20 protein-coding genes are annotated in these 23,080 nt (G+C 51.5%); 17 read left to right on the plus strand and 3 right to left on the minus strand.

Annotated features, from left to right (window positions below; translation table 11 throughout):
• The first annotated feature begins 5 nt into the window (after nt 1-5).
• The 7 genes from ACLU9Q_RS12630 to ACLU9Q_RS12660 all read left to right on the plus strand — a co-directional run bounded on the left by ACLU9Q_RS12630 (nt 6) and on the right by ACLU9Q_RS12660 (nt 9,228).
• Nucleotides 6-1,088 carry a hypothetical protein gene (locus tag ACLU9Q_RS12630; protein WP_412625373.1) on the plus strand — a complete coding sequence of 361 codons (1,083 nt, stop codon included), beginning with the start codon at nt 6-8 and terminating at the stop codon, nt 1,086-1,088.
• Between the two features lie 22 nt (nt 1,089-1,110).
• Nucleotides 1,111-2,022, plus strand: a complete 912-nt coding sequence (locus ACLU9Q_RS12635; RefSeq protein WP_296906897.1) for an N-acetylmuramoyl-L-alanine amidase — start codon at nt 1,111-1,113, stop codon at nt 2,020-2,022.
• Nucleotides 2,023-2,027: 5 nt separating this feature from the next.
• A complete protein-coding gene (locus ACLU9Q_RS12640) occupies nt 2,028-2,672 on the plus strand; it encodes a CPBP family intramembrane glutamic endopeptidase (RefSeq protein WP_296832029.1) in 645 nt (214 codons plus the stop codon).
• An 11-nt stretch (nt 2,673-2,683) separates the two neighbouring features.
• Entirely contained in the window at nt 2,684-3,211 is a 528-nt protein-coding gene (gene lepB, locus ACLU9Q_RS12645; protein ID WP_296832031.1) for a signal peptidase I, read from the plus strand.
• 18 nt (nt 3,212-3,229) lie between these two features.
• Nucleotides 3,230-4,606, plus strand: a complete 1,377-nt coding sequence (locus ACLU9Q_RS12650; RefSeq protein ID WP_298514435.1) for an aminopeptidase — start codon at nt 3,230-3,232, stop codon at nt 4,604-4,606.
• Nucleotides 4,607-4,615: 9 nt separating this feature from the next.
• Nucleotides 4,616-5,257, plus strand: coding sequence for a phosphate propanoyltransferase (gene pduL, locus ACLU9Q_RS12655; RefSeq protein WP_296832034.1), 642 nt, complete (start codon nt 4,616-4,618; stop codon nt 5,255-5,257).
• A gap of 71 nt (nt 5,258-5,328) precedes the next feature.
• Nucleotides 5,329-9,228, plus strand: coding sequence for a phosphoribosylformylglycinamidine synthase (locus ACLU9Q_RS12660; RefSeq protein WP_302592224.1), 3,900 nt, complete (start codon nt 5,329-5,331; stop codon nt 9,226-9,228).
• A gap of 113 nt (nt 9,229-9,341) precedes the next feature.
• Here the strand turns inward: ACLU9Q_RS12660 and ACLU9Q_RS12665 are convergent, their stop codons facing one another.
• Nucleotides 9,342-9,830: a hypothetical protein gene (locus ACLU9Q_RS12665; RefSeq protein WP_302227396.1), complete on the minus strand. Its 489-nt coding sequence runs from the start codon at nt 9,828-9,830 to the stop codon at nt 9,342-9,344.
• 53 nt (nt 9,831-9,883) lie between these two features.
• Entirely contained in the window at nt 9,884-10,504 is a 621-nt protein-coding gene (locus tag ACLU9Q_RS12670; protein WP_296832039.1) for a class I SAM-dependent methyltransferase, read from the minus strand.
• 464 nt (nt 10,505-10,968) lie between these two features.
• On the opposite strand from ACLU9Q_RS12670, the gene ACLU9Q_RS12675 reads away from it, so the two are divergent.
• From ACLU9Q_RS12675 to ACLU9Q_RS12720, 10 genes are all read left to right on the plus strand, one after another.
• Nucleotides 10,969-11,625: a hypothetical protein gene (locus ACLU9Q_RS12675; protein ID WP_296832041.1), complete on the plus strand. Its 657-nt coding sequence runs from the start codon at nt 10,969-10,971 to the stop codon at nt 11,623-11,625.
• A gap of 264 nt (nt 11,626-11,889) precedes the next feature.
• Nucleotides 11,890-12,606, plus strand: coding sequence for a response regulator transcription factor (locus ACLU9Q_RS12680; protein WP_296832043.1), 717 nt, complete (start codon nt 11,890-11,892; stop codon nt 12,604-12,606).
• On the plus strand, nt 12,587-13,900 hold the full coding sequence (locus tag ACLU9Q_RS12685) for a histidine kinase dimerization/phospho-acceptor domain-containing protein (protein WP_296832045.1): 1,314 nt from the start codon (nt 12,587-12,589) through the stop codon (nt 13,898-13,900). Before ACLU9Q_RS12680 ends, ACLU9Q_RS12685 begins: the two co-directional genes overlap by 20 nt.
• A 187-nt stretch (nt 13,901-14,087) precedes the next feature.
• Nucleotides 14,088-15,515, plus strand: a complete 1,428-nt coding sequence (locus tag ACLU9Q_RS12690) for an efflux RND transporter periplasmic adaptor subunit (RefSeq protein WP_298515261.1) — start codon at nt 14,088-14,090, stop codon at nt 15,513-15,515.
• A 53-nt stretch (nt 15,516-15,568) separates the two neighbouring features.
• Nucleotides 15,569-16,195, plus strand: coding sequence for an ABC transporter ATP-binding protein (locus ACLU9Q_RS12695; RefSeq protein ID WP_296832053.1), 627 nt, complete (start codon nt 15,569-15,571; stop codon nt 16,193-16,195).
• Complete coding sequence (locus ACLU9Q_RS12700) at nt 16,192-18,576, plus strand: hypothetical protein (protein WP_302227400.1); 2,385 nt, start codon at nt 16,192-16,194, stop codon at nt 18,574-18,576. Before ACLU9Q_RS12695 ends, ACLU9Q_RS12700 begins: the two co-directional genes overlap by 4 nt.
• Before the next feature lie 12 nt (nt 18,577-18,588).
• A complete protein-coding gene (locus ACLU9Q_RS12705) occupies nt 18,589-19,845 on the plus strand; it encodes an ABC transporter permease (RefSeq protein WP_296838373.1) in 1,257 nt (418 codons plus the stop codon).
• A gap of 142 nt (nt 19,846-19,987) precedes the next feature.
• Nucleotides 19,988-21,334: an ATP-binding protein gene (locus tag ACLU9Q_RS12710; RefSeq protein ID WP_296838371.1), complete on the plus strand. Its 1,347-nt coding sequence runs from the start codon at nt 19,988-19,990 to the stop codon at nt 21,332-21,334.
• 325 nt (nt 21,335-21,659) lie between these two features.
• Nucleotides 21,660-22,094 (plus strand): hypothetical protein, encoded by a 435-nt coding sequence (locus ACLU9Q_RS12715; protein WP_330490565.1) that lies wholly within the window; start codon nt 21,660-21,662, stop codon nt 22,092-22,094.
• A 46-nt stretch (nt 22,095-22,140) separates the two neighbouring features.
• Nucleotides 22,141-22,500 (plus strand): YccF domain-containing protein, encoded by a 360-nt coding sequence (locus ACLU9Q_RS12720; protein WP_296838368.1) that lies wholly within the window; start codon nt 22,141-22,143, stop codon nt 22,498-22,500.
• A gap of 90 nt (nt 22,501-22,590) precedes the next feature.
• On the opposite strand, the gene mscL is transcribed toward ACLU9Q_RS12720, so the two are convergent.
• Nucleotides 22,591-23,049 (minus strand): large conductance mechanosensitive channel protein MscL, encoded by a 459-nt coding sequence (gene mscL, locus ACLU9Q_RS12725; protein ID WP_296838364.1) that lies wholly within the window; start codon nt 23,047-23,049, stop codon nt 22,591-22,593.
• Nucleotides 23,050-23,080 lie beyond the last annotated feature (31 nt).

Below are 23,080 nucleotides of genomic sequence, written 5' to 3' on the forward strand. Positions count from 1 at the left end.
ATGTGATGACGGATAACAATCAACAGTATAAATGGCGGCAGAGAAAACAGCGCAACACACGCCTGGGAATCTGGATCGTTGTGGTAATTCTTGTTTCGGTGGGCGGCACCTTTGCCTATGAGGGGCTTCGGGACAGCGATCCGCAGAGAGTTGCCGAGGAATATGTGAAAAAAGCAACCGGAGTCGAGAGCTTTACCGTGGAGGCAGGCGACCGCTCCTTAAACGCAGATAATCAGTTTGTGCAGGATTACACCTTCACCTACACGGTGGACGGCAAGGAAACCAGTCAGCGGCTCAGTCTGACACAGCAGCAGGAAAAGAAATACGGTCTGTTTGATCAGTGGGCGGTGCAGGCGGCCGGCGCAAATGCGGTCGATATGGAGCTGATCGTTCCGGCAGGCGTGCAGGTGCTGATCGACGGCGCAAGTCCGGATGCATCCAGCGTGAAGGAGGATGACACGCTCTCACCGGGTGCGGTCCGCTATCAGCTTACCGGCGTGGAACCGACGGCGAAGCTTCAGATCAACGGGCTTCCGTTTGAATCCTTTGAGGGTACTCTGGAGACGAGCAATGGTCTGCTTGATATCCGTGACCGTCTGGAGGTCAGCGAAAACGCGAAGATACAGATGGAAGAGCTTGGAAAGAGCATGATCAATGAGCTGTACACTGCAGTGATGCAGGGAAAAGCGTCCTCAGACCTTGGGGAAGATTTCGCCGATGTTCCGAATAAGGATAATCTGTTTAAGGCAATATCCAGTAATCTTTTCCGCGGTGACGAGCTGCAGGCGGATAATATCACGTTTGAGGGCTTTGAGCCGACGTTTGGAGACATCTACTATCCGGGAAGAGATGAGGAGAGCTATATTGGAATCGAAATGACGCTTTCCTATACCTGCAGCTACGAGCAGGCGGAGGCGGAAACCGAAGAGGAAACTGAGGAGGAGACCGAAGCACAGTCTGAGAGCGAATCTGAGACTGAGACAGAGAGCGCAGGCAATGCGGGAACAAAGAAAGAAGCAAAATTCTATTTCCGCTATCAGAATGGCGACTGCGTGGTGACATCTGCGGAGATTCCGGGTGTACTCTAAGACAACGGCGGGAGAGGCAGGAATGAAAAAATATTTAAGGGGGCTGGCGCTGGTTCTGATGCTGGCGCTTGCAGGCAGCTATAGCTCCTCTGCGCAGGCGATGCTGACGGAGGAGGAGCAGCTTGCCAACCGGCAGAAGGACAGTGAAGCAGAAAAAATCATAGATGCCGACAAGGAAGCGGGAGCTTCCGGGACGGAAAAGGAAAGCGGTGAAGAGACGCAGGACAGCGAACCGGCTTCCGGGGAGCAGGAGAGCGAGTCAGCTGCAGAGGCGCAGGACGGTATTCAGGGAACCGGGGACGGACCGCTGGTTGCGATCGATCCGGGACACCAGGGACCGGGGCAGGATATGTCCGGCGTGGAGCCGAACGGTCCCGGGTCTGATATCATGAAGGCGCGGCTTGCCACCGGCACCAGCGGCTGTGTATCCGGGCTGGATGAGTATGAGCTGGATCTTGATGTTTCTTTAAAGCTGCGAGACGAGCTGATCAAAAGAGGTTATCGCGTGATCATGACGCGCGAGACACACGACATCGACATCAGCAACATTGAACGCTGTCAGGTGGCGAACGAGGCGGGCGCGGATATTCTTCTGCGCATCCATGCCAACGGTTCGGAGGACGGCAGCGTATCGGGCGCGCTCACAGCGGCGCCGTCCGCGTCCAATCCGTATGTGTCGGATATCTACGAGAGCTGCATGAAGCTGGCGGACGATCTGATCAACGCCTACTGCGAGACGACCGGGCTTTATAACCGCGGCATCTGGATTACCGACGATATGACGGGGATCAACTGGAGCGATATGCCGGTGACGATCCTGGAGATGGGCTTTATGACGAATCCCGGTGACGACGCGTACATGGCGGATGCGGCAAACCAGGATGTTATGGTTCAGGGAATCGCAAACGGAGTTGACAGATACTTTGGGAGATAGACAGTATGTTCTTGGAGCTGGCGGACAAAGTCGGACGGGTGATCGGACCGGTTCTGATCCATTACCTGGTGATCAATATCATAAGTATGATGAGGCTGCATGCAGATGCAGCCTTTCTGACTAGCATAGCGGCAGTGCTTGTACTGCCGTTGTTTTGGCAGATGTACAAAAAAGACAAAGAGCTGACTGGGAATGGCCGCAGGACGCCGGAAATGGCGGCTTTGGATTATGTGAAAATTGCGGTGCTCGGTATCGTCTGCAATTTGCTGCTGACGCTGGTGATGAACTGGATCCTTTCTTTTTTCTCCTTTTCCAACCAGACGCAGGAGGCGTTGTTTGGAAGCAATCTGGCAGTTCAGCTCGTCGGCGTCGGGATGATCGTCCCGATTATGGAAGAAGTTTTATTTCGGGGTATTGTATATAATCGTTTGAAGGGTTATACTAAAACTGCGCAGTCCGCCGTAATTCTGGCGGCAGCGATTTTTGCCGTGTATCACGGAAATGTGGTTCAGATGCTGTTTGCGTTTCCTATGGCGCTCATTCTGATCGCAGTGTATGAAAAATGGGGGACGCTGCGGGCGTGCATCACCTTCCACATGGCGGTGAATTTAAGCTCTGTGATCCTCACGGCAGTATTAAGCAGCAGATAAAGGAGAGGCTAATGAAGAAAGAGATTTTAAGCTGGATTGGGTGTTTTGCGGTCGCGATCGCGGCGGCGCTGTTTATCGTGACGTTTATCGGACAGAGAGTGGAGGTCGACGGGCGTTCCATGGAGCCGACGCTGGAGGATAAGGATAATCTGATCTGTGATAAGATCAGCTATCGCTTCAGCGAACCGGAGAGATTCGACATCGTGGTGATCTACCCGTACGAGGGCAGCAAAAAGGAACGCTGGATCAAGCGCATCATCGGTCTTCCGGGCGAGGAAGTGCGCATTGATGAGGAAGGAAATATTTACATTAACGGGGAGATCCTGGAGGAATCCTACGGCAAGGAAGTGATCCAGGATCCCGGCATGGCGATCGAGCCGATCCAGCTTGGCGAGGATGAATACTGGGTGATGGGCGACAACCGCAACCACAGCAGCGACAGCCGTGTGATCGGTCCGGTGACGAAGGACCGTATTATCGGAAAAGCGTTCGTGCGCATTTATCCGTTCAGCAAGCTTGGATTTATTAAACATCAGTAATAGAGAAGGAGTCTGAAAATGGACAAGAAAAACGTTTGGAGCAGCTACAGCAAAAAACAGCTCACAGAGCTGGAAAAATTAAACAAGGAGTACCGTCATTTCCTCGACCATGGCAAGACGGAGCGGGAGTGCATCAGGGAAGCGGTGAAGCTGGCAAAGGAGGCAGGCTACCGCGATCTTGGCGAGGTCATCAGGAAAAAAGAGACGCTCTCCGAGGGCGATAAGGTGTATGCTGTCTGCATGGGAAAGACGATCGCGCTGTTCCACATCGGAAGCAAGGACATCGAAAAGGGTATGAATATCCTGGGAGCGCATGTGGATTCTCCGCGCCTGGATCTAAAGCAGAATCCGTTGTACGAGGACACGGAGCTTGCATACCTTGATACGCACTACTACGGCGGCATCAAGAAATACCAGTGGGTGACGATCCCGCTTGCCCTGCATGGTATTGTGGCAAAGAAGGACGGCAGCGTGGTGGACGTCTGCATCGGCGAAAAGGAGGATGATCCGGTATTCTGCATTACCGATCTTCTGATCCACCTCTCCGGCGAGCAGATGGAAAAGAAAGCGGCAAAGGTCATCGAAGGCGAGGCGTTAAACCTGCTGATCGGAAATATTCCGCTGGCGGATCAGGAGGAGACGGCGGTAAAAGCGAATGTATTAAAGCTCTTAAAACAGCAGTACGATATCGACGAGGATGATTTCCTCTCGGCGGAGCTGGAGGTGGTTCCGGCAGGAAAAGCGAGAGAATGCGGGCTTGACCGCAGCATGGTGCTCGCGTACGGACACGACGACCGTGTGTGCGCATACACCTCTCTGGCGGCGATGCTGGATATGAAAAAGGTGAAACGCACTGCGTGCTGCATCCTGGTAGATAAGGAAGAGATCGGCAGCGTCGGCGCAACCGGTATGCAGTCCCGGTTCTTTGAAAATACGGTGGCGGAGCTTTTAAACTGCATGGGAGACTACTCGGACATCAAACTGCGCCGGGTGCTGGCAAATTCCCGGATGCTTTCCTCCGATGTGAGCGCGGCGTTCGATCCGGAGTTTGCTTCGGCGTTTGAGAAGAAAAATACGGCATATTTTGCGCACGGGATCGTGTTCAACAAGTATACCGGCTCGAGAGGAAAATCCGGCTCCAACGACGCCAACGCGGAATATATGGCGCAGCTTCGCGCAACTCTGGAGAAGCATGAGGTGGCGTTCCAGACGGCGGAGCTTGGAAAGGTAGATTTCGGCGGCGGCGGAACCATCGCCTACATTCTGGCGCTTTACGGAATGCAGGTAATCGACTGCGGCGTTGCAGTTCTGAATATGCATGCGCCGTGGGAAATCGTCAGCAAGGCAGACGTCTATGAGGCGAAGCGCTGCTATGCGGCATTCCTGGCGGAGTAGGTGTGCGGTATGAAGTCGAAGATACCGATAGAGATCTCGGCAAAGCATATCCACCTTTGCCGGGCGGATTTTGAAAAGCTGTTCGGCGAGGGACGCGAGCTGACCTTTGTCAAGGAGCTGAGCCAGCCGGGGCAGTTTCTGGCTGAGGAGCGGCTGACGATCGAGGGACCGCGCGGGCAGATGGAGCATGTGGCGATTCTGGGACCCTTCCGAAAGGAGACGCAGGTGGAGCTGGCGATTACAGACACCCGCAAGCTTGGCATCGAGAAGGTGATCCGTCAGTCGGGCGATATTGAAGGGACGCCTGGCTGCCGCCTGATCGGTCCGAAGGACAGTCTCGATCTGGAAAAAGGAGTAATTGTGGCAAAACGTCACATACATATGACGCCGAGCGACGCATACCGTATGCATGTGAAGGACAACGAAGAAGTGTTTGTGATCACGCAGAGCTACGAGCGGGCGCTGATCTATGCGAATGTGGTGGTGCGCGTGCACCCGGATTTCGTGCTCGCGATGCATGTGGATACGGATGAGGGCAACGCCTTCGACCACGGCGAGGAGCAGTATGGCGTGATCTTAAAGCTGTTTGACGGAAACGCTTACAGCTTAAGTGACTGGGCGGACGAGCTTCTGTCCGGCATACAGAGGTAAAAAGCGGGCACTTCCGGCGGATGAAGATCCGGCGGTGCGGAAATAGAAAATATATTTGACGGAGGAAACGTATGGGTAACGTAAAGAGAGTTTATGTGGAAAAGAAACCGGCTTTTGCTGTGCAGGCCAAGGAACTGAGACACGAAATACGCAGCTACCTCGGCATTACCGGGATGACCGGCGTGCGCGTACTGATTCGCTACGATGTGGAAAATATATCAGAGGAAGTATTCGAAAAGGCGTGCAGGACGGTATTTTCAGAGCCGCCGGTGGACACCCTTTATCATGAGAACTTTCCGATGGGAGAGAGCGACCGCGTTTTCTCTGTAGAGTACCTGCCGGGACAGTTTGACCAGCGTGCGGATTCTGCCGAGCAGTGCGTGCGCTTCTTAAACGAGGAAGAAGACCCGGTAATCCGTTCGGCGACGACCTATGTCATTGAGGGAACGCTGACGGAGGAGGAATTTGCGGCGGTGAAGAACCACTGCATCAACCCGGTGGATTCCCGCGAGACGGGGATGGAAAAGCCGGAAACGCTGGTGACGGTTTTCGACGAACCGGCGGATATTAAGATTTTTGAAGGCTTCCGTGAGCTTGCAGAGGCGCCGCTTAAGGAGCTGTACGCTTCCTTAAATCTGGCGATGACGTTTAAGGATTTCCAGCACATCCAGCATTATTTTACGGATGAGGAAAAGCGCGATCCGTCCATGACGGAGATCCGCGTGCTGGATACGTACTGGTCAGATCACTGCCGCCACACGACCTTCTCCACGGAGCTGAAGGACGTTGCGTTCGGTGAGGGCGATTACCGGGAGCCGATCGTCGGCACCTATGAGAAATACCTGGCGGACCGCGCGGAGATTTTCAAAGGGCGCGACGATAAATTTGTCTGCCTGATGGATCTGGCGCTGATGGCGATGCGCAAGCTGAAAAAAGAGGGGATGCTGGAGGATCAGGAGGAATCGGACGAGATCAACGCCTGCAGCATCGTGGTGCCGGTGGAGATCGACGGAAAGACGGAAGAGTGGCTGGTGAACTTTAAGAATGAGACGCACAACCACCCGACGGAGATCGAGCCGTTCGGCGGCGCGGCAACCTGCCTTGGCGGTGCGATCCGCGATCCGCTCTCCGGCAGAACCTATGTATATCAGGCGATGCGTGTGACCGGCGCTGCCGATCCGACTGTATCTGTGAAGGAGACCTTAAAGGGCAAGCTGCCGCAGAAGAAGCTTGTGCGCGGCGCGGCGAAGGGCTATTCCTCCTACGGAAACCAGATCGGGCTTGCAACCGGTTATGTAAAAGAGATCTATCATCCGAATTATGTGGCGAAGCGCATGGAGATCGGTGCGGTCATGGGTGCTGCTCCGAGAAAGGATGTAAAGAGACTGACGTCTGATCCTGGCGATATCATCATCCTGCTTGGCGGACGCACCGGACGTGACGGCATCGGCGGTGCTACCGGTTCCTCGAAGGTACACACCGAGGCTTCCATCGAGGTCTGCGGCGCGGAGGTGCAGAAGGGTAATGCGCCGACGGAGCGTAAGATCCAGCGTATGTTCCGCCGCCCGGAGGTGAGCCGCCTTATCAAGAAGTGCAACGACTTTGGCGCAGGCGGCGTTTCCGTTGCAATCGGTGAGCTTGCTGCCGGTCTGCAGATCTACCTTGACAAGGTCCCGAAGAAATACGCCGGACTGGACGGCACGGAGATCGCAATCTCCGAGTCTCAGGAGCGTATGGCGGTTGTTGTGGACCCGGAGGATGTGGAAGAATTTTTGAAATATGCCAATGAGGAAAACCTGGAGGCGGTGGCGGTGGCTGTTGTCACCGAAAGCCCGCGTCTGGTGCTCATCTGGAGAGATAAAGAAATCGTAAATATCAGCCGCGCGTTCCTCGACACCAACGGGGCACACCAGGAGACCGGCGTGTTTGTCGAGATCCCGTCGAAGGAGGATAAATATTTCCGCAGAGACGAGGTGGCGGATGTTAAGGCGAAATGGCTGGATACCTTAAGTGACTTAAACGGATGCTCCCAGAAGGGGCTTGTGGAGATGTTTGACAGTTCCATTGGCGCAGGCAGCGTGCTGATGCCGTACGGCGGAAAATATCAGCTCACTGAAACGCAGGCGATGGTGGCGAAGCTCCCGGTTCTGGAGGGCAAGACCGATACCGTCACGATGATGGCATATGGTTTTGATCCGTATCTGTCAAGCTGGAGCCCGTATCACGGTGCGATCTATGCAGTGCTGGAGTCAGTGGCGAAGATCGTGGCGGGCGGCGGCGATTACCGAAAGATCCGCCTTACCTTCCAGGAATATTTCCGCCGCATGACCGAGGATCCGAAGCGCTGGAGCCAGCCGTTTGCAGCGCTCCTCGGCGCATACGACGCGCAGCTTGGTTTTGGTCTGCCGTCCATCGGCGGCAAGGATTCCATGTCCGGTACCTTCAATGACATTGACGTTCCGCCGACACTGGTTTCCTTTGCGGTCGACGTGGCGAGTGATAAGACCATGGTGACGCCGGAGCTGAAGATGGCTGGCAACAAGCTGGTGCTGCTGACGATTGAAAAAGATAAATATGATTTGCCGGTCTATGAGCAGATTAAAGACCAGTATGGAAAATTCTTTGAGGATGTGAAGGCAGGCAGAATCGTGTCCGCGTACACCGTGGACGGCAAGGGGCTTGCGCTTGCGCTCGCAAAGATGGCGTTCGGTAACGGGCTTGGCGTGAAGGTAGAGCACAATGTCGACGAGCGCGATCTGTTTACCGCCGGATTCGGCAACATTGTGGCTGAGGTTCCGGGCGATAAGGTGGGAGAGCTTTCCATCACCTACACGCTGATCGGCGAGGTGCTTGCGGATGCGCATCTTGAGCATAAGAATGTATCGCTCTCTCTCGACGAGGCGCTGGAGGCATGGAAGCGTCCGCTGGAGAGCGTGTTTAAGACGGTTTCCGGGGAGAACGGCGGTACGGCCTTCCTGGAGGAGACGGAAGCGTCTGAAGAGGCTGTTTTGGCGGAAAATGCGGAAGCAGGCGAGGTTGTTTCGCGCGTGGCAGGAGACGGTCCGATAGCCGTATTCCTTGCCGGCAAATTAAATCCGGAGGACGAGGCGACCTTTGAGAACGGCGTTTATAAGACGGACAAGATTTATGTCTGCAAACATAAGGTAGCAAAGCCGCGCGTGTTTATCCCGGTATTCCCGGGCACGAACTGCGAGTACGACAGCAAAAAGGCTTTCGAGCGCGCAGGTGCTGACGTAGACGTTAAGGTATTCAAGAATCTGACGGCGGAGGATATCCGTGATTCGGTAAATATTTTTGAGAATGCGATTAACCAGGCGCAGATCATCATGTTCCCGGGCGGATTTTCTGCGGGCGACGAGCCGGACGGCTCTGCAAAATTCTTTGCGACGGCGTTCCAGAACGAAAAGATGAAGGAAGCGGTTATGCGCCTCTTAAATGAGCGCGACGGTCTGGCACTCGGCATCTGCAACGGCTTCCAGGCACTCATTAAGCTTGGTCTGGTGCCGCACGGCGAGATCGTCGGACAGACGGCTGATTCACCGACGCTGACCTTCAACACCATCGGACGCCACATTTCCAGGATGGTTTACACGAAGGTGGTATCCAATAAATCCCCGTGGCTGCGTCTTGCAACGCCGGGCGCGACCTACTGCAACCCGGCATCCCACGGCGAAGGACGCTTCGTGGCAAACGCCGAATGGCTGAAGAAGCTGTTCGCAAACGGACAGGTGGCGACGCAGTACGTATCCCCGGACGGCGAGCTTGGCGTAAACAACGAGGAGTGGAATGTCAACGGCTCCCACATGGCGATCGAGGGCATCACCAGCCCGGACGGCCGCGTGCTCGGCAAGATGGCGCACTCCGAGCGCCGCGGCGATTCCGTAGCGATCAACATCTACGGCGAACAGGATATTAAGATATTTGAATCCGGCGTGGAATACTTCAAATAAAAAGGTTTAGTGTGGATTTGACTCTCGCGGCAGCTGCCAAATGGATGTGCGGGCACATCCGCTTGGCTCGCTGCTCGCGGGAATAAAAGATTTTTCATCATATTGTGTTTCCTTTAGACGAACAGGAGCATCATGCCTGCGAGTATTGCTGCGATAATCGCCATACCTGCTGTACCCATCAGCCACTTTCTGCGCTTGTCTTTGGTGGTGATATAGGGCATCAGATCTTCCGTGCCGGGAATTATCCATGCTTTGGTGTGCCCTACCCAGAAGCCGTCTATCAGAAAGCGGTCTATGAGGTTCATAACAGACAGGATTATGAATATCTGCCAGAATCCCTCCTCAAACTCTCTGGCATTATTGATAACATAGACGCATACCAACACATAGACGATATAACCGGGAACGCACAACATTTTAAGAAGGATGCTGTTCCGTCTGATCTTTTCATGAGTTGTCAGACCCATTAAAACGCAACGCTCCTGTACCTCCGTGCTATATAGATGTACCATATTAACAGCACCTTTGTAAATGCTGATAGCACAGACTAAAATCAATAACCCGCCTAATCCAAGTCCTTCTAAAACAGATTGTATAATCATCAGTTATTCTTCCTGACCCCCTGCTCATCCGCACATCTGGGATGCTTCTTCAGCTAATCCATAGCGGCGTAATCCGACTTTACACACTCTGCATAGGTCAGTGGGAAACTGGCTTTCAGCACGACACTTTTCCGCACTTCCCATCCATGTTCCCGCAGGAAACTTAAATATCCATTGGTTGACCATTTGCTGTACTGGTGAAAGCCTGACAGCTTCATCAGAAACGCTTTGACCTTTCCGCGAAAACGGTTGTCAGCGTGGGTGAAGGTCGGTGCGATCAACACGCCATCATCCTTCAGTACTCTATGTATTTCTGCCAGTGCTCTTTCAGGCTCCGGTACAATATGCAGAGCATTGGATACGATGACGACATCGAATGACTGAGCAGCATAGGGGAGACAGAACATATCCTGCACAGAGAAATGGAGCTTTGCAGACTGCACGCCCTGTTTTGCCTGTTTGATCATTTCCTTTGACGCATCTGTAGCTTCGATATGATCAGCAGCGCGGACGATATGTTTGGCGATCAGCCCGGTTCCGGCAGCAAGCTCCAGCACCTGCTTATGCCGCACTACAGGATAAATGAGAGAGTACATTTGCCTGTACGCCCTATGGTCTTTCCGCATGAAGCGGTCATAGATTTTTGCTGTTCGATCCCAGAAAGTTTTCTTCATAATGCTCCCCCTTTACAACGAGGTTAGCAATAACTAACCAAAAACCCTTTAAAAAGCCGCCCATTGACCGCTTTTCTGTTTAATCAAATAATCCTTTACAAACCCCAATGAAGCAGCGTTTCAAGTACCTGTGGATACAGTTCACCGCGAATCGTTTCATTTTTTGTAGTCTCAATTATACTCTTTGCATTTAACGCTGTCAATAAGATTCAAAAAATGTAAAAACCGGCCGTGTATGGGCGGCGCAGGACAAACGTCCACCGGACGATTGTGACGAATCGTCACATAAATGGGCGCAGGAAACTTAACATACAGCTTTTTCTATGCTGAATGTTTCAATTTGTTGCAACACATATAAAGTACTTGAAAAAGAAATCCCTATGCGTTTATGATAGGACTGTACAAATTAAGGGCATCGGAGTGTGAGCTGATCGATGCACATAAAAACGAAGGGAGTACTATCAATGGAACACACAAATGAGGGGACACAAATCTGTTATGCAATTCTGAGAGGCAAGGCAAACCAGCAGCTTTTTGAAGAGGAAATTCAAAAGATGAAGGTTCTGGACGTGGCTGCCAGCATCCGGAAGGAGATGGAGCCGGAAATCCAGGTGCTTGCCTACTGCGTATTGGACAACGAGCTGCATCTTGTGCTGCACGCTGCCGGGGAGCAGGCCGTTGAAAAATATCTGGATAAGGTGACAAAACGCTATGAGGAAACCTGCATTCCGGAAAACGACGCAATGCTGCGGATAGATTATTTGCCGAGCACTAATCATTTTCCGCAGGTAAATTCTTCCGTGCATGAGCAGGGAATCATGTACGGGATCAACCGGAAGGCTACTCACTTCAGGAAAAGTACTATGCATGTCCTGAAGGATATGAAATCCGCGCTTCGTTATTGCATGAAACTGCACATGATGCCGGTGAAGGAACAGATCGTCAGCGTGCCGGAGGATTACTGGTGGTGCAGCTATCCCGACTATCTCGGAAGAAGCTGGCTGCCGCTGGTAAGTACAGAGGAGCTTCTCGGCGAGCTGGATGTGAGCGAAAAACAGGCGCAGAGAATCATCCGGAAAAAGCATTTAGACGCACTTGCGAAAATATCTTCTAACAAGTAATACGTAACCGGATGAGGCATTGTGATGGAAAAATGAGAAATGTATGGAGAATATTTCATTGATGGAATATAATGAAAAGAGACAGAATGTTCTGTGTTATTATTTTATTGCTTTAGATTTTTTTATGATTATTTCAGAAGCTGTTAAGATATTTTTGCGATAATATAAACAGGCGCCCGGCTTAAACGATCTGACCGGGCGTTATCTGTAAGTGAGACGCAAAGGTTAGCGGATGTGATTTTGCGACAGGAAAGGAGACAAGCTATGAATCGGGAGCAGGTATTGATTATCGAAGATGACGCGGATATCCGCGAGGGTGTGCGCATTCTTCTTGAAAGTGAGAATTACCATGTGAAAGAGGCGGAAAACGGGAAGAAAGGGCTGGAGCTTTTGGAGGATTCCACAGATCTGGTAATTCTGGATGTGATGATGCCGGGAATGTCGGGACTGCGCACCTGCGAGGAAATCCGTAAAATTTCCAACGTGCCGGTGCTCTTTCTGACAGCGAAGGCGCAGGAGTCGGACAAGCTGATCGGGCTGATGGCGGGCGGGGACGATTATCTGCCCAAGCCTTTTTCCTATGCGGAGCTTTTGGGCAGAGTGAGGGCGCTGCTGCGCAGATACCGGGTATATATGGGAAAAACCGCCGCAAAGGAAGAAAAAGAGGAGGAATACCTGGAAGCGGGCGGTATCCGTATCCACGAGGTTTTCAACGAAGTGTATGTGGACGGCGTGCTCAGGGAGATGTCTGACATAGAATATCATATGTTGTTATTGATGATGCAGCATCCGGGCAAGATTTTTTCCGCGCAGAATCTTTATGAGAGCGTTTGGGAAGAGCCTTACTTTTACTCCTGCAACAGCACGATCATGGTACATATCCGCAAGCTGCGGGTAAAAATAGAGGAGGATCCCAAATATCCGAAATATATCAAAACGGTCTGGGGAAAGGGGTATAAATTTGACACGGTCGGCGAATAAAATACACTCTATTTATTTCCAGCTTGTGCTGCTGCTGACGGTCTCGGCGGTGACGGCGGGAATTGTTTTTCTGGCTCTTGAGAAGGCGGGGGTGTGGCTGATTGACAACTACTACGACACGCCTGAATATAACGAAAAGAAAAACCGTTTCTACATAGAAAAGATGCAGCAGTATATCGACGAGGAGCAGATCAGCTATGAGGACAGGACAAAGCTGAATGCCTGGGTGAAGGAGCAGCAGGTCATCAGCGTTCGCGTATATAAAAACAACACATTGATGTTTAATTCGGACTATCAGGAGCAGGAGCCGGAGACCGACGGCATTTATGCGAATGAAAACGATCTGCTGACCTATTATCCGGTGGAATTTGCGGATGGCACGGCGATGGTAGGGATTATAGGCTGGTATGTGTATCAGCTCTACAATTATGAGCAGATTACCACTCTTGTAGCTTCCTTTCTGCTGTTTCTGGTGCTCACGCTGCTCGGTATACGCCGGAAAATGGCTTACATCGCCAGGCTCAGCATGGAGATCGGGATACTGGAGGGCGGAAGTCTGGATTATAAGATCACGGTAACGGGGCAGGATGAGCTTTCGCGTCTCGCGCAGGGGCTGGATAATATGAGACGTTCCTTTAAAAATATGATTGCCAGGGAAGCCGAGATGGTGCGGGAGAATCAGAAGGTGGTCACAGAAATGTCACATGATCTGCGCACGCCGGTCACGTCCATTCTGCTCTACACAGAGATCCTGAAAAAAGGAAATTATGAGAGTACGGAGCAGTCTGCGGAATATCTGGACAAGATTGACCGGCAGGCGCGGCGCATGAAGCAGCTCACGGATCATCTGTTTGAGTATTCTCTGGTGTCGGGACAGCAGGAGATTACACTCGAAAAGGCGGAGAGCTACGAGGATCTGTTTTACGACCTGCTCTCGGAGACCTGCAGCTTTCTTGAACACAGAGGGTTTCACACGGTGACGCAGATGGAATGGCGCGACCAGAAGCTGCGGGTATGCACGGAGTATGTGGTGCGTATCATGGACAACATCACATCGAACATCTTAAAGTATGCGGATGCGGAGAAGCCGGTAAAAATTTCCAGCATGTATATCGGCCAAATGGCAGGCTTCGCATTCGAAAACAGCGTGCAGGAGCTGACAGAAAAGCCGGACAGCACCCGCGTCGGTCTGCAGAGCATAAAAAATATGATGCAGAAGATGGGCGGCATCAGCAAGACATGCGAGCAGGACGGCATATTCCGGATCGAGGTGCTGTTCCCGTGCATGAAGTAGCCTCCCGGTTTCAGTAGTTTCCTGGTTTCTATATATAATTCAGATGTATATTTATCCTCTTTTAAGTAAGCGGAGGGGCGCGATTCAGACGCGCCCCTCTTTGTTATTTAGAATTTTTCAGAATTGATTCAGAAATGATTAAGAAAGACAGTGCATACTGACAGAAAACGGAAGGACAGGGGGATATATGAAAAAGAAGATTTTTATTCTGCTGGCGCTGTGTATCGCAGCGGCAGGTGCATACTATGCTGTAAACCGCTTTCAGGGAAGCAGAAGCGGCGCAGCGGATAATAAGGATGTTGTTTATGTGAACCGTGTGTCGGATATCACCGGTTCCGCCAGCTCAGACTACAGAGAACGGTTTGGGGGCGTCATTGAGCCGCAGGCGACTGTCAAAATAAAGCTGGATGCTGAAAAGAAGGTGAAGGAATGTAAGGTTAAGGAGGGCGATCAGGTCAAAGAGGGTCAGACGCTGTTCGTCTACGATACGCGGGAGGATGAAAATAAGCTGGCACAGCTTGAAATTGATATTGAAAAGGAAAAGAGCGAGATTGAGAGCGACACGGCGGCAATCGCCAGGCTGGAGAAGGAGAAACGCTCGGCAAGTGCGGACGACCAGCTCTCGTACACGACGGATATTCTGACGCAGCAGAACAACATTAAGATGAGCGAGTACGAGATTAAGACGAAGACGCTGGAGATAGAGCAGCTAAAGGAAACGCTGCAGCACGCGGAGGTAAAATCGGAGGTATCCGGAATTGTTCAGACGATCAATCCGCCGGACAGCGACAGCATGAACAGCTCAGACGGCACATATATGAAAATTTTGAAGTCCGGTGATTTCCGCATTAAATGCAAGCTGAATGAACAGAACCTGCCGATGGTGACGGAGGGAATGCCGGTCGTGATTTTTTCACGGCTTGACAGGAACCAGACCTGGAAGGGGACAGTAACAGAGGTCATTACAGACAACACGCAGGAGGATGATGGAAACGCAATGGTCATCGGCGACAGCGGTTCTACCGGCTCGTCCAATTATCGTTTTTACGTACAGGCGGATTCGATTGAAGGGATGCTGCTTGGACAGCACGTTTATCTGGAGGAGGACAAGGGGCAGGAGACGGAAAAAGAAGGTCTCTGGCTGAATGAAGCGTATCTGACGCGGGAGGATGGAAAATTCTTCGTCTGGAGGGCAGATGAGAGCGAACGGATCCGCAGGCAGGAGGTTACGGTCGGCGAGTACGATGGGGAGCAGGAAAAATATCAGATTCTCTCCGGGCTTGCCGCAGAGGATAGCATCGCATTCCCGATGGACGGTATTCAGGAAGGCAGCCAGGCGGTGCTGAATGTGTATGACAGCAGCGCGGACGGCGCGGTGGCTGATGAAGCCAGCGGCGACGATACGGGTGATGATGACAGCGCCGAAGTGATCGAAGACAATGCAGATGATGATTTGATGGAGGATGATGCGAATGTCGAAGTGATCGAAGACAATGCAGATGATGATTTGATCGGGGATGATGCAAATGCCGAAGTGATTGAAGATAATGCAGATGATGATGTGGATATTACAGTCGTGGATGAATTGGACGGCGCGGAGGATGTACAGGAGTGAGCGATGTAATTTTAAATCTGAAGCATATTTATAAGGATTATCAGCAGGGAAAAATGGTGGTTCCGGTGCTGAAGGATGTCTGCCTGGAGGTGGAGAGAGGTGAGTATGTGGCGGTGATGGGACCGTCCGGTTCGGGAAAATCCACGCTGATGAACATTATCGGCTGTCTGGACCGCCCGACCTCCGGCGAATATCATCTTGCGGGGGAAGAGGTGCTGAAGCTGAGCGAACGCGGACTGTCGGATGTACGGCTGAAAAATCTTGGTTTCGTGTTTCAGAATTTTCAGCTTTTGTCCCGAATGAGCGCGCTGGAGAACGTAGCGCTTCCGCTGGTGTATGCGGGCGTGCGAAGATCCGTCCGGCGTGAGCGGGCGTATGAAGCGCTTGCAAAGGTCGGGCTTGAGGATCGCGTAAAATTTCTGCCCACCCAGCTTTCCGGCGGGCAGAAGCAGAGAGTGGCGATCGCCAGGGCAATGGTGAACCGGCCGGAGCTGCTTCTTGCGGATGAGCCGACCGGCGCGCTGGATTCCAGATCCAGCAGCCAGGTGATGGAGCTGTTCGGCAGGCTGAACGCAGAGGGCGTCACGATTCTGATGATCACGCACGACCGCAATATAGCGGAGTGTGCGCGGCGTATGGTAACGATTTTTGACGGAGAACTAAGCGAGGAAAAGCAATGAAAAAAGGAGCAGTTTTAGGAGCAGCTATTTTAATTGTGTGCGTTGGGGCAGCGGCGGGCGCTGTCCGTTTTCTGGTACAGCATAGGCAGGTGACGGCAAAGGTGGTGCCGGTGGCGAATGTGAACGTGGGATCGTTTTCGAATCTGGATGACGGAATGTATGGAAATATTACGTCGCGGGTGGAACAGAATGTCAGTCTGGACGAATCCTATCAAGTGGACAAGGTTTTTGTAAAGGAAGGCGATCATGTGAGCGAGGGAACGCCGCTGTTCAGCTACGATATGACGCTGACGGAGCTGAAGCTGGAGATCGCGCGGCTGAAACAGCAGACGGAGGAACTGCATCTGCAGAGAATGGAAAAGGAGCTGAAAAAGCTTGGCGGTACACTGACGGCGCAGCTGATTCCAAATGAGATAAAACAGCTTGCAGCAGGAGAGGAAGCTTCCCGGGAGGAGCAGGTAATACAGCCGCCGGAAGAGGCGCCGACGGAACCGCTTGCCGAAGCGTCAGCGGAAACGCCCGCCGAAACGCCAACGGAGCCTGGAACGAAAACGCCCGTCGAAACGCCAGCGGAGCCGGGAACGGAAACGCCCGTCGAAACGCCAGCGGAGCCGGGAACGGAAGCACCTGCTGAGACGCCGGCGGAGCCGGAAACGGAAGAACCCGCCGAAACACCGACGGAGCCGGAAACGGAAGCACCCGCCGAAACACCGACGGAGCCGGAAACGGAAGCGCCCGCCGAAACACCGACGGAGCCGGAAACGGAAGCGCCAGTCGAAACGCCGACAGAGCCGGAAACGGAAACGCCAGTCGAAACGCCGACGGAGCCGGAAACGGAAGAATCAACCGAGACATCGACGGAAACCGAGACAGAATCTGAAACGGAAAGCGAGACGGAAAATGGGACAGAGACGCTTCCGGACGAGGAAACCCTTAAAAATCTGCAGATCTATTGCAGTCTGGCGGAGGCAGTCTTAAATGCGGCGGACGCGTCCGCAGAGCAGACACTGACGGACAGTGAGAGAGCGATAGAGCTTTATCAGACATGGCTTGCAGATGTGCGGATACCGGAAAAACCGGAGGAAGAGCAGGTTGTGTCGGAGGATAATGCAGCTTCTGAAAATTATATGGAGGATTATAGTCTGAAGCCGGAAATTGTCCTATATTTCCAGAAACAGAATCAGGAGGACGCAGCCAAAAAGCTGGCGGAGAGCTACCGGGAAATCTGCCTGCGCTATGTGCTGTATCAGGCTCTTTCGGCAGATCCGGAGACGGTCACGCGGGAAGCGCTGAAAAAGGCGATGGACGCCTGTGGACGTCTTGGCGAAAACTGGCTGCGGGAAGCAGAGCTTCGCTGGTTTGAGCTTCGGAAGGATCCAAAGAATCCGGGCACGCTGGTGCCGACACTGCAGGATACGCTGAAAGCGTACGATGTCATGCTCAGCATCCGGGAACTGGATCCGGCGTCTTTTGAGGAAAATCTGATAAACTATCTCACCACACTGCGCGATTATTACCTGGCGCTTCCGGAGGAGGCGCGGGCGCTTGTGAGCAATTCGGAGGAATTTATCGAATTTCTGAAGCAGTATGGTCTGTGGAAGGAAGAGGAACCGGACAATCCGGACGGAGGTTTTTCAGACTGGAATATGCCGGATTATACGCCGGAGGAGCGCAGCGAACTGATAAAGGATAAAGAGCGGGAGATCGCCGCACAGAAACTGAGTATAAAAGAGGCCGCATTAGCGGTAAAGGAGCTGCAGGAAACGGTGGATGGAAAGATTGTAAAGAGCAGCGTCAGCGGAACGGTGCTCAGCATCGGATCAGAGCAGGGCGGCTCCGGCAGCGAGTATTTTGCACGGATCTCCAGTGCGGAAGGACTTTATGCCCAGGGCGTTCTGGATGAATTTGGCAAGGAAGAGGTAAAGCCGGGCGATGTCATACAGGGCACTTCCCTGGACAGTGGAGAAGAATTTACTGCTGTGATCAAGGAAATTTCACAGTATCCGAATTCCGGAAATGAGGGCGATTTTATTCTGTTTGGAGAACAAAACCAGAATACGTCGTATTATACCTTTTACGCGCTGATCGAGGATGCGGGAGACCTTCCGGAGGGAATGGCGCAGCTTCGTCTGTCGGGCAGCAGCACGGAGGATGCGATCAGCGTAGAGCAGTATTTTGTGCGCACAGAGAAAAACGGCACAAAATATGTGCTGAAGCGCGGGGAGGACGGCAGGCTCTGCAAACAGACGGTAAGGACCGGGATCACAAACGGTTCCTATGTGGAAATTCTTGACGGACTGACATTGGAGGACTGGATCGCGTTCCCCTATGGGAAGGATGCGGTGGAAGGCGCGCAGACCGTCGAAACGGACACAATTTAGGGAGGATGCGCTATGACAGAAAATATACGGTTATCATTCCAGGGAATCTGGTCGCATAAGATGAGGTCCTTTCTGACGATGCTGGGAATAATTATCGGGATCGCCGCCATCATTTCCATCGTATCCACGATCAAGGGCACAAATGAGGAGATCAAAAATAATCTGATCGGGGCGGGCGATAATACGGTGCTTGTGCAGCTTGAGCAGAACGGTTTTAAATTTTCAATTTTTTCGGAAGAGGATATTCCGGCAGGCGTGCCCGGGGTGAGCGAAGCCTCCATTGAGAAAATCAAGGCATGCGATGGGGTGGAAAATGTTTCCTGCTATACGGAGCGGGAGAGTCCCGGCAGCGTGTTTTATAAAAACAAATCGCTGTCTGGCGTCGGGCTGCGCGGGATCGATACGGAATACTTCAATACAAGTAATTATTTTCTGCGCAGCGGCAGAAATTTTGGCAGGCAGGATTATGAGAAATTCCGCAAGGTGATTATCATCGAGCAGTCCGTGGCGGAGACACTGTTTCAGAACCGCAGCCCGATTGGGGAGGTAGTGGAGATCAGCGGAGCGCCGTTTACGATCGTCGGGGTTGTCGAGAAGGCGCGGCGGTTTGAGCCAAAGATTAACTCGGTGGATGATTATCTGAACTATGTCACAGACTCTCCGGGATATATTTATATGCCAAAGACTTCCTGGCCGATCGCATTCTTTTATGACGAGCCGGAAAATGTGATTGTAAAGGCAGAGCGCGTGGAGGATATGGAGCGCGCGGGCAAGGAGGCGGAAAAAATATTGAATGCCGCGCTTTCTCCGGATCAGACGGAAATTTCGTATAAGGCGGATGATATTCTGAAAAAGGTTGAGGATCTGCAGAATCTTGGCGCGGCGGCGCAGAAGCAGCTTATCTGGATCGCCAGCATTTCTCTTTTGGTGGGCGGGATCGGCGTTATGAATATCATGCTGGTTTCCGTTACGGAGCGGACAAATGAAATCGGGCTGAAAAAGGCGATCGGCGCCAGGAAGCAGAGCATTCTGATGCAGTTTCTGACCGAGGCGGCGGTGTTGACAAGCATCGGCGGTGTGATTGGCGTGCTGTGCGGAATCGCGATGGCGCAGACGATCAGCCGTGTTTCCGGCGTTGCAGTGGCAGTCAGTGTCCCGGCAGCGGGCATTGCGGTCGTCTTTTCCATGGTCATCGGAATCATTTTCGGACTGCTTCCGTCCGTAAAGGCGGCAAACTTAAATCCTATTGACGCGCTGCGGCGGGAGTAGAGAATAGAAAAAGTTGGAAAAGTTGCAAAAAGCATGTGAAGAATGGTTGGAAAAGTTGTAAAAATAAATAAAAAATGGTTGGAAAAGTTGCAAAAACGGGCTATAATAAGGTTGGAAAAGTTTTTGCAAGGAGATGACGACGATGCTGCGGCGGGAAATGGAACAAAAGCTTCAGAGGTGGCTGAAGGAAGGAAAAGCAGCTTTTATGCTGACAGGGGCACGTCAGATCGGTAAGACATATCTCATAAGAGAATGTCTGAAACAATCGGGATACCCATTTGTGGAATTAAATTTTATTGAACAACCGGAATTAGTGCAGCTTTTTCAGGATGCGGCGGATGCGAAACAACTGCTTCTCAGAATCAGCCTGGCAGCGGGCAAACCGCTGGAAAAAGGGAAAACTATATTTTTCTTCGACGAAGTGCAGGAATGCAGAGATATTGTTACACGTATAAAATTTCTGGTGGAGGAGGGGAGTTATCGTTATATTTTAAGCGGTTCTCTCCTTGGGGTAGAATTGAATGATCTGCGTTCGGCTCCGGTTGGATACATGCAGATTTTTGATATGTATCCGATGTGTTTTGCAGAGTTTGCGAATGCATGCGGGATACATCAAACGACAGTGGATATACTGCAGGAATGCTTTGAGCAGAGAAAGGCGGTAGATTCTTTTATTCATGAAAAAATGCTGGATTTGTTTTATCTGTATCTGATTATTGGCGGAATGCCGGAGGCAGTGAGTGAATATTTAAAAACAAACGACTTAAACCGGGTGGGAATGATTCATCAGAAAATCCTTCGACTATATAAAATGGATTTTTCAAAATATGAGAAACAGTATAAGCTAAAGCTCCGGGAGATATATGATGCGATGGCGACCGAGCTGGACAGTAAAAATAAAAGGTTCCGGCTGAACACCTTAGGAAAAGGCATCAATTATGACAGGGTGGTAAATGACTTCCTCTGGCTGAAGGATGCAGGAGTTGCGCTTCCTGTATATAATGTCAGCGAGCCGAAACTTCCGCTGAAGATCAGTGAAAACCGAAGTCTGTTCAAATTGTTTTTTTCGGATGTTGGATTGCTGACCAGTCAATATTCCAACAATGTGAAGATGCAGATATTAAATAAGGCATCGTCCATTAATAATGGAGCGTTATTTGAAAATGTAATTGCACAGGAACTGGTACAGAGAGGGATTCCGGCATATTATTTTAACAGCAAAAAAAAGGGAGAGCTGGATTTTGTGATAGAGCTGGATGGAAAAGTGCTGCCGATAGAAGTAAAATCCGGCAAGGACTACAAAAAACATTGTGCACTGGAAAACGTGCTTGCTGATGTAAACTATCAGGTGGAGCAGGCATATATATTTTCGGATTACAATGTGGAGGTAAAAGAGCAGAAAATATATTTGCCGGTTTATATGATCATGTTTTTAAAAAAAATGGAACTGCAAAATCCAATTTATAAACTGGATCTGAGCGGTCTGTAAAAAATCCTGGATCTGAGCGGTCTGTAAAAAATCCTTGACATCATCAGCTAATTGTGTTATATTTTTAACAAGCAAGCGAAAGGGAGTAGCTGAACGGTTATAAAACCGGGTTTGAGATCGACATTCGATGCCGAAGGGCATCCGTATCAAATGAGATAGCAAGACTTTTATTGTGGCAGGTGTCATGGTAAAAGTCTTTTTGTTACCATACAGTCCTTTCACAGTACCATTCGCAGATCCAAAATTCACTTCGTGAATGGGAGTTGAGAGCAGGAGGGACGCCTGCACAAGCCAGACAGCTTGCCGGGAAATGGAGGGAAAATAAATGATGGGAAAAACAAGAGAGACAGAAATCAGAGAAGCAGTAGCGGCGGGAGAGCGGGCGCTCACAAGTTTGCGCAGGGCGCAGGAAAAGCTCGACAGCGCGAGAAACTGGGGGTTATTTGACTTGTTCGGCGGCGGTTTTATCACGGACATGATCAAGCACTCCCGCATGAATGATGCGTCGGCGCTGATGGAGAATGCCAGGGCGGATCTGCTGGTATTTCAGAGAGAGCTGCGCGATGTCTGTGTGCCGACGGAATTTCGCATGGAGGTGAGCGATTTTCTTACCTTTGCGGACTTTTTCTTCGACGGAGTGATTGCCGATTATCTGGTGCAGTCGAAGATTGCGGAGGCAAGGGCGCAGGTGAGCGACGCCATTTATCAGGTGGAGCGGTTGCTGCGGGATCTGAGAGGATTGCAGAACTGTAACGGGTAGTGTGAAGTGAAAAATAGGGTGTTTTGACAAAAGGGAGGATGTAAGTATGGGTTGTCTTGGAAATGCATTATGGTTTATCTTTGGCGGCTGTATCACCGGTCTTAGCTGGTGCCTTGCGGGATGCCTGTGGTGCCTGACGATCATCGGCATTCCGGTGGGGCTGCAGTGTTTTAAATTCGCATCTTTAAGCTTCTTTCCCTTTGGAAAAGAGGTCGTTTACGGAGGCGGTGCAGGCTCGTTTCTTTTAAATGTGATCTGGCTGGTCGTATCCGGTCTGGTGCTTGCGATAGAGCATCTGGGGTTTGGCGTGCTGCTGTGTATTACGGTCGTGGGAATCCCGTTCGGGCTGCAGCAGTTTAAGCTCGCGAAGCTGGCACTGATGCCGTTTGGGGCGGAAATCGTCTGAGCGGAAGGAGCAGTGCGTTTAAGATGGGAAAAAAGCCTGTCCTGCAAAAAAGCAGGGCAGGCTTTTGCAATGAAAAAACCCGTGATCTGTTTACTCGATCACAGAGGTGCAGTGCGGGCAGCGCGTTGCGTTGATGTCGATCTCGCTCTGACAGTATGGACATTTCTTTGTGGTCGGGGCTGCTTCGGCTTTCTCCTCGTGATGTCCGACTGCGGCAAGCCGGTTCATAGCCTTCACCATGGAGAAGATGACGATCGCCATGATGAGAAAATTGATGACGGCGGTGAGGAAATTTCCATAGGCAAAGACGGCGACGCCTGCTTCCTGCGCGGCGGCAAGCGTGGAAAATTTCTGGTCGCCGCCGAGCTGGATGAACCAGTTGGAAAAATCAATGCCGCCCGTGATAAGGCTGATGATCGGCATGATAAGATCGTTTACCAGGGAATTGATGATTGCCTGGAATGCGCCGCCGATGATAACGCCGACTGCCAGATCCATGACATTTCCGCGCATGATAAATGTTTTAAATTCGTCAATAAGTTTCTTCATAACTCACGTACCCTCCTATGTAAGATATATT

Origin of the sequence: Marvinbryantia sp. (assembly GCF_047017445.1) — a bacterium.
Taxonomy (GTDB): Bacteria; Bacillota; Clostridia; order Lachnospirales; family Lachnospiraceae; genus Marvinbryantia.

Coding starts and splice junctions, on each gene's coding strand:
- ACLU9Q_RS12630 (WP_412625373.1), top strand. CDS start 6: ATGACGGATAACAATCAACAGTATAAATGGCGGCAGAGAAAACAGCGC.
- ACLU9Q_RS12635 (WP_296906897.1), top strand. CDS start 1,111: ATGAAAAAATATTTAAGGGGGCTGGCGCTGGTTCTGATGCTGGCGCTT.
- ACLU9Q_RS12640 (WP_296832029.1), top strand. CDS start 2,028: ATGTTCTTGGAGCTGGCGGACAAAGTCGGACGGGTGATCGGACCGGTT.
- lepB (WP_296832031.1), top strand. CDS start 2,684: ATGAAGAAAGAGATTTTAAGCTGGATTGGGTGTTTTGCGGTCGCGATC.
- ACLU9Q_RS12650 (WP_298514435.1), top strand. CDS start 3,230: ATGGACAAGAAAAACGTTTGGAGCAGCTACAGCAAAAAACAGCTCACA.
- pduL (WP_296832034.1), top strand. CDS start 4,616: ATGAAGTCGAAGATACCGATAGAGATCTCGGCAAAGCATATCCACCTT.
- ACLU9Q_RS12660 (WP_302592224.1), top strand. CDS start 5,329: ATGGGTAACGTAAAGAGAGTTTATGTGGAAAAGAAACCGGCTTTTGCT.
- ACLU9Q_RS12665 (WP_302227396.1), bottom strand. CDS start 9,830: ATGATTATACAATCTGTTTTAGAAGGACTTGGATTAGGCGGGTTATTG.
- ACLU9Q_RS12670 (WP_296832039.1), bottom strand. CDS start 10,504: ATGAAGAAAACTTTCTGGGATCGAACAGCAAAAATCTATGACCGCTTC.
- ACLU9Q_RS12675 (WP_296832041.1), top strand. CDS start 10,969: ATGGAACACACAAATGAGGGGACACAAATCTGTTATGCAATTCTGAGA.
- ACLU9Q_RS12680 (WP_296832043.1), top strand. CDS start 11,890: ATGAATCGGGAGCAGGTATTGATTATCGAAGATGACGCGGATATCCGC.
- ACLU9Q_RS12690 (WP_298515261.1), top strand. CDS start 14,088: ATGAAAAAGAAGATTTTTATTCTGCTGGCGCTGTGTATCGCAGCGGCA.
- ACLU9Q_RS12695 (WP_296832053.1), top strand. CDS start 15,569: ATGGTGGTTCCGGTGCTGAAGGATGTCTGCCTGGAGGTGGAGAGAGGT.
- ACLU9Q_RS12700 (WP_302227400.1), top strand. CDS start 16,192: ATGAAAAAAGGAGCAGTTTTAGGAGCAGCTATTTTAATTGTGTGCGTT.
- ACLU9Q_RS12705 (WP_296838373.1), top strand. CDS start 18,589: ATGACAGAAAATATACGGTTATCATTCCAGGGAATCTGGTCGCATAAG.
- ACLU9Q_RS12710 (WP_296838371.1), top strand. CDS start 19,988: ATGCTGCGGCGGGAAATGGAACAAAAGCTTCAGAGGTGGCTGAAGGAA.
- ACLU9Q_RS12715 (WP_330490565.1), top strand. CDS start 21,660: ATGATGGGAAAAACAAGAGAGACAGAAATCAGAGAAGCAGTAGCGGCG.
- ACLU9Q_RS12720 (WP_296838368.1), top strand. CDS start 22,141: ATGGGTTGTCTTGGAAATGCATTATGGTTTATCTTTGGCGGCTGTATC.
- mscL (WP_296838364.1), bottom strand. CDS start 23,049: ATGAAGAAACTTATTGACGAATTTAAAACATTTATCATGCGCGGAAAT.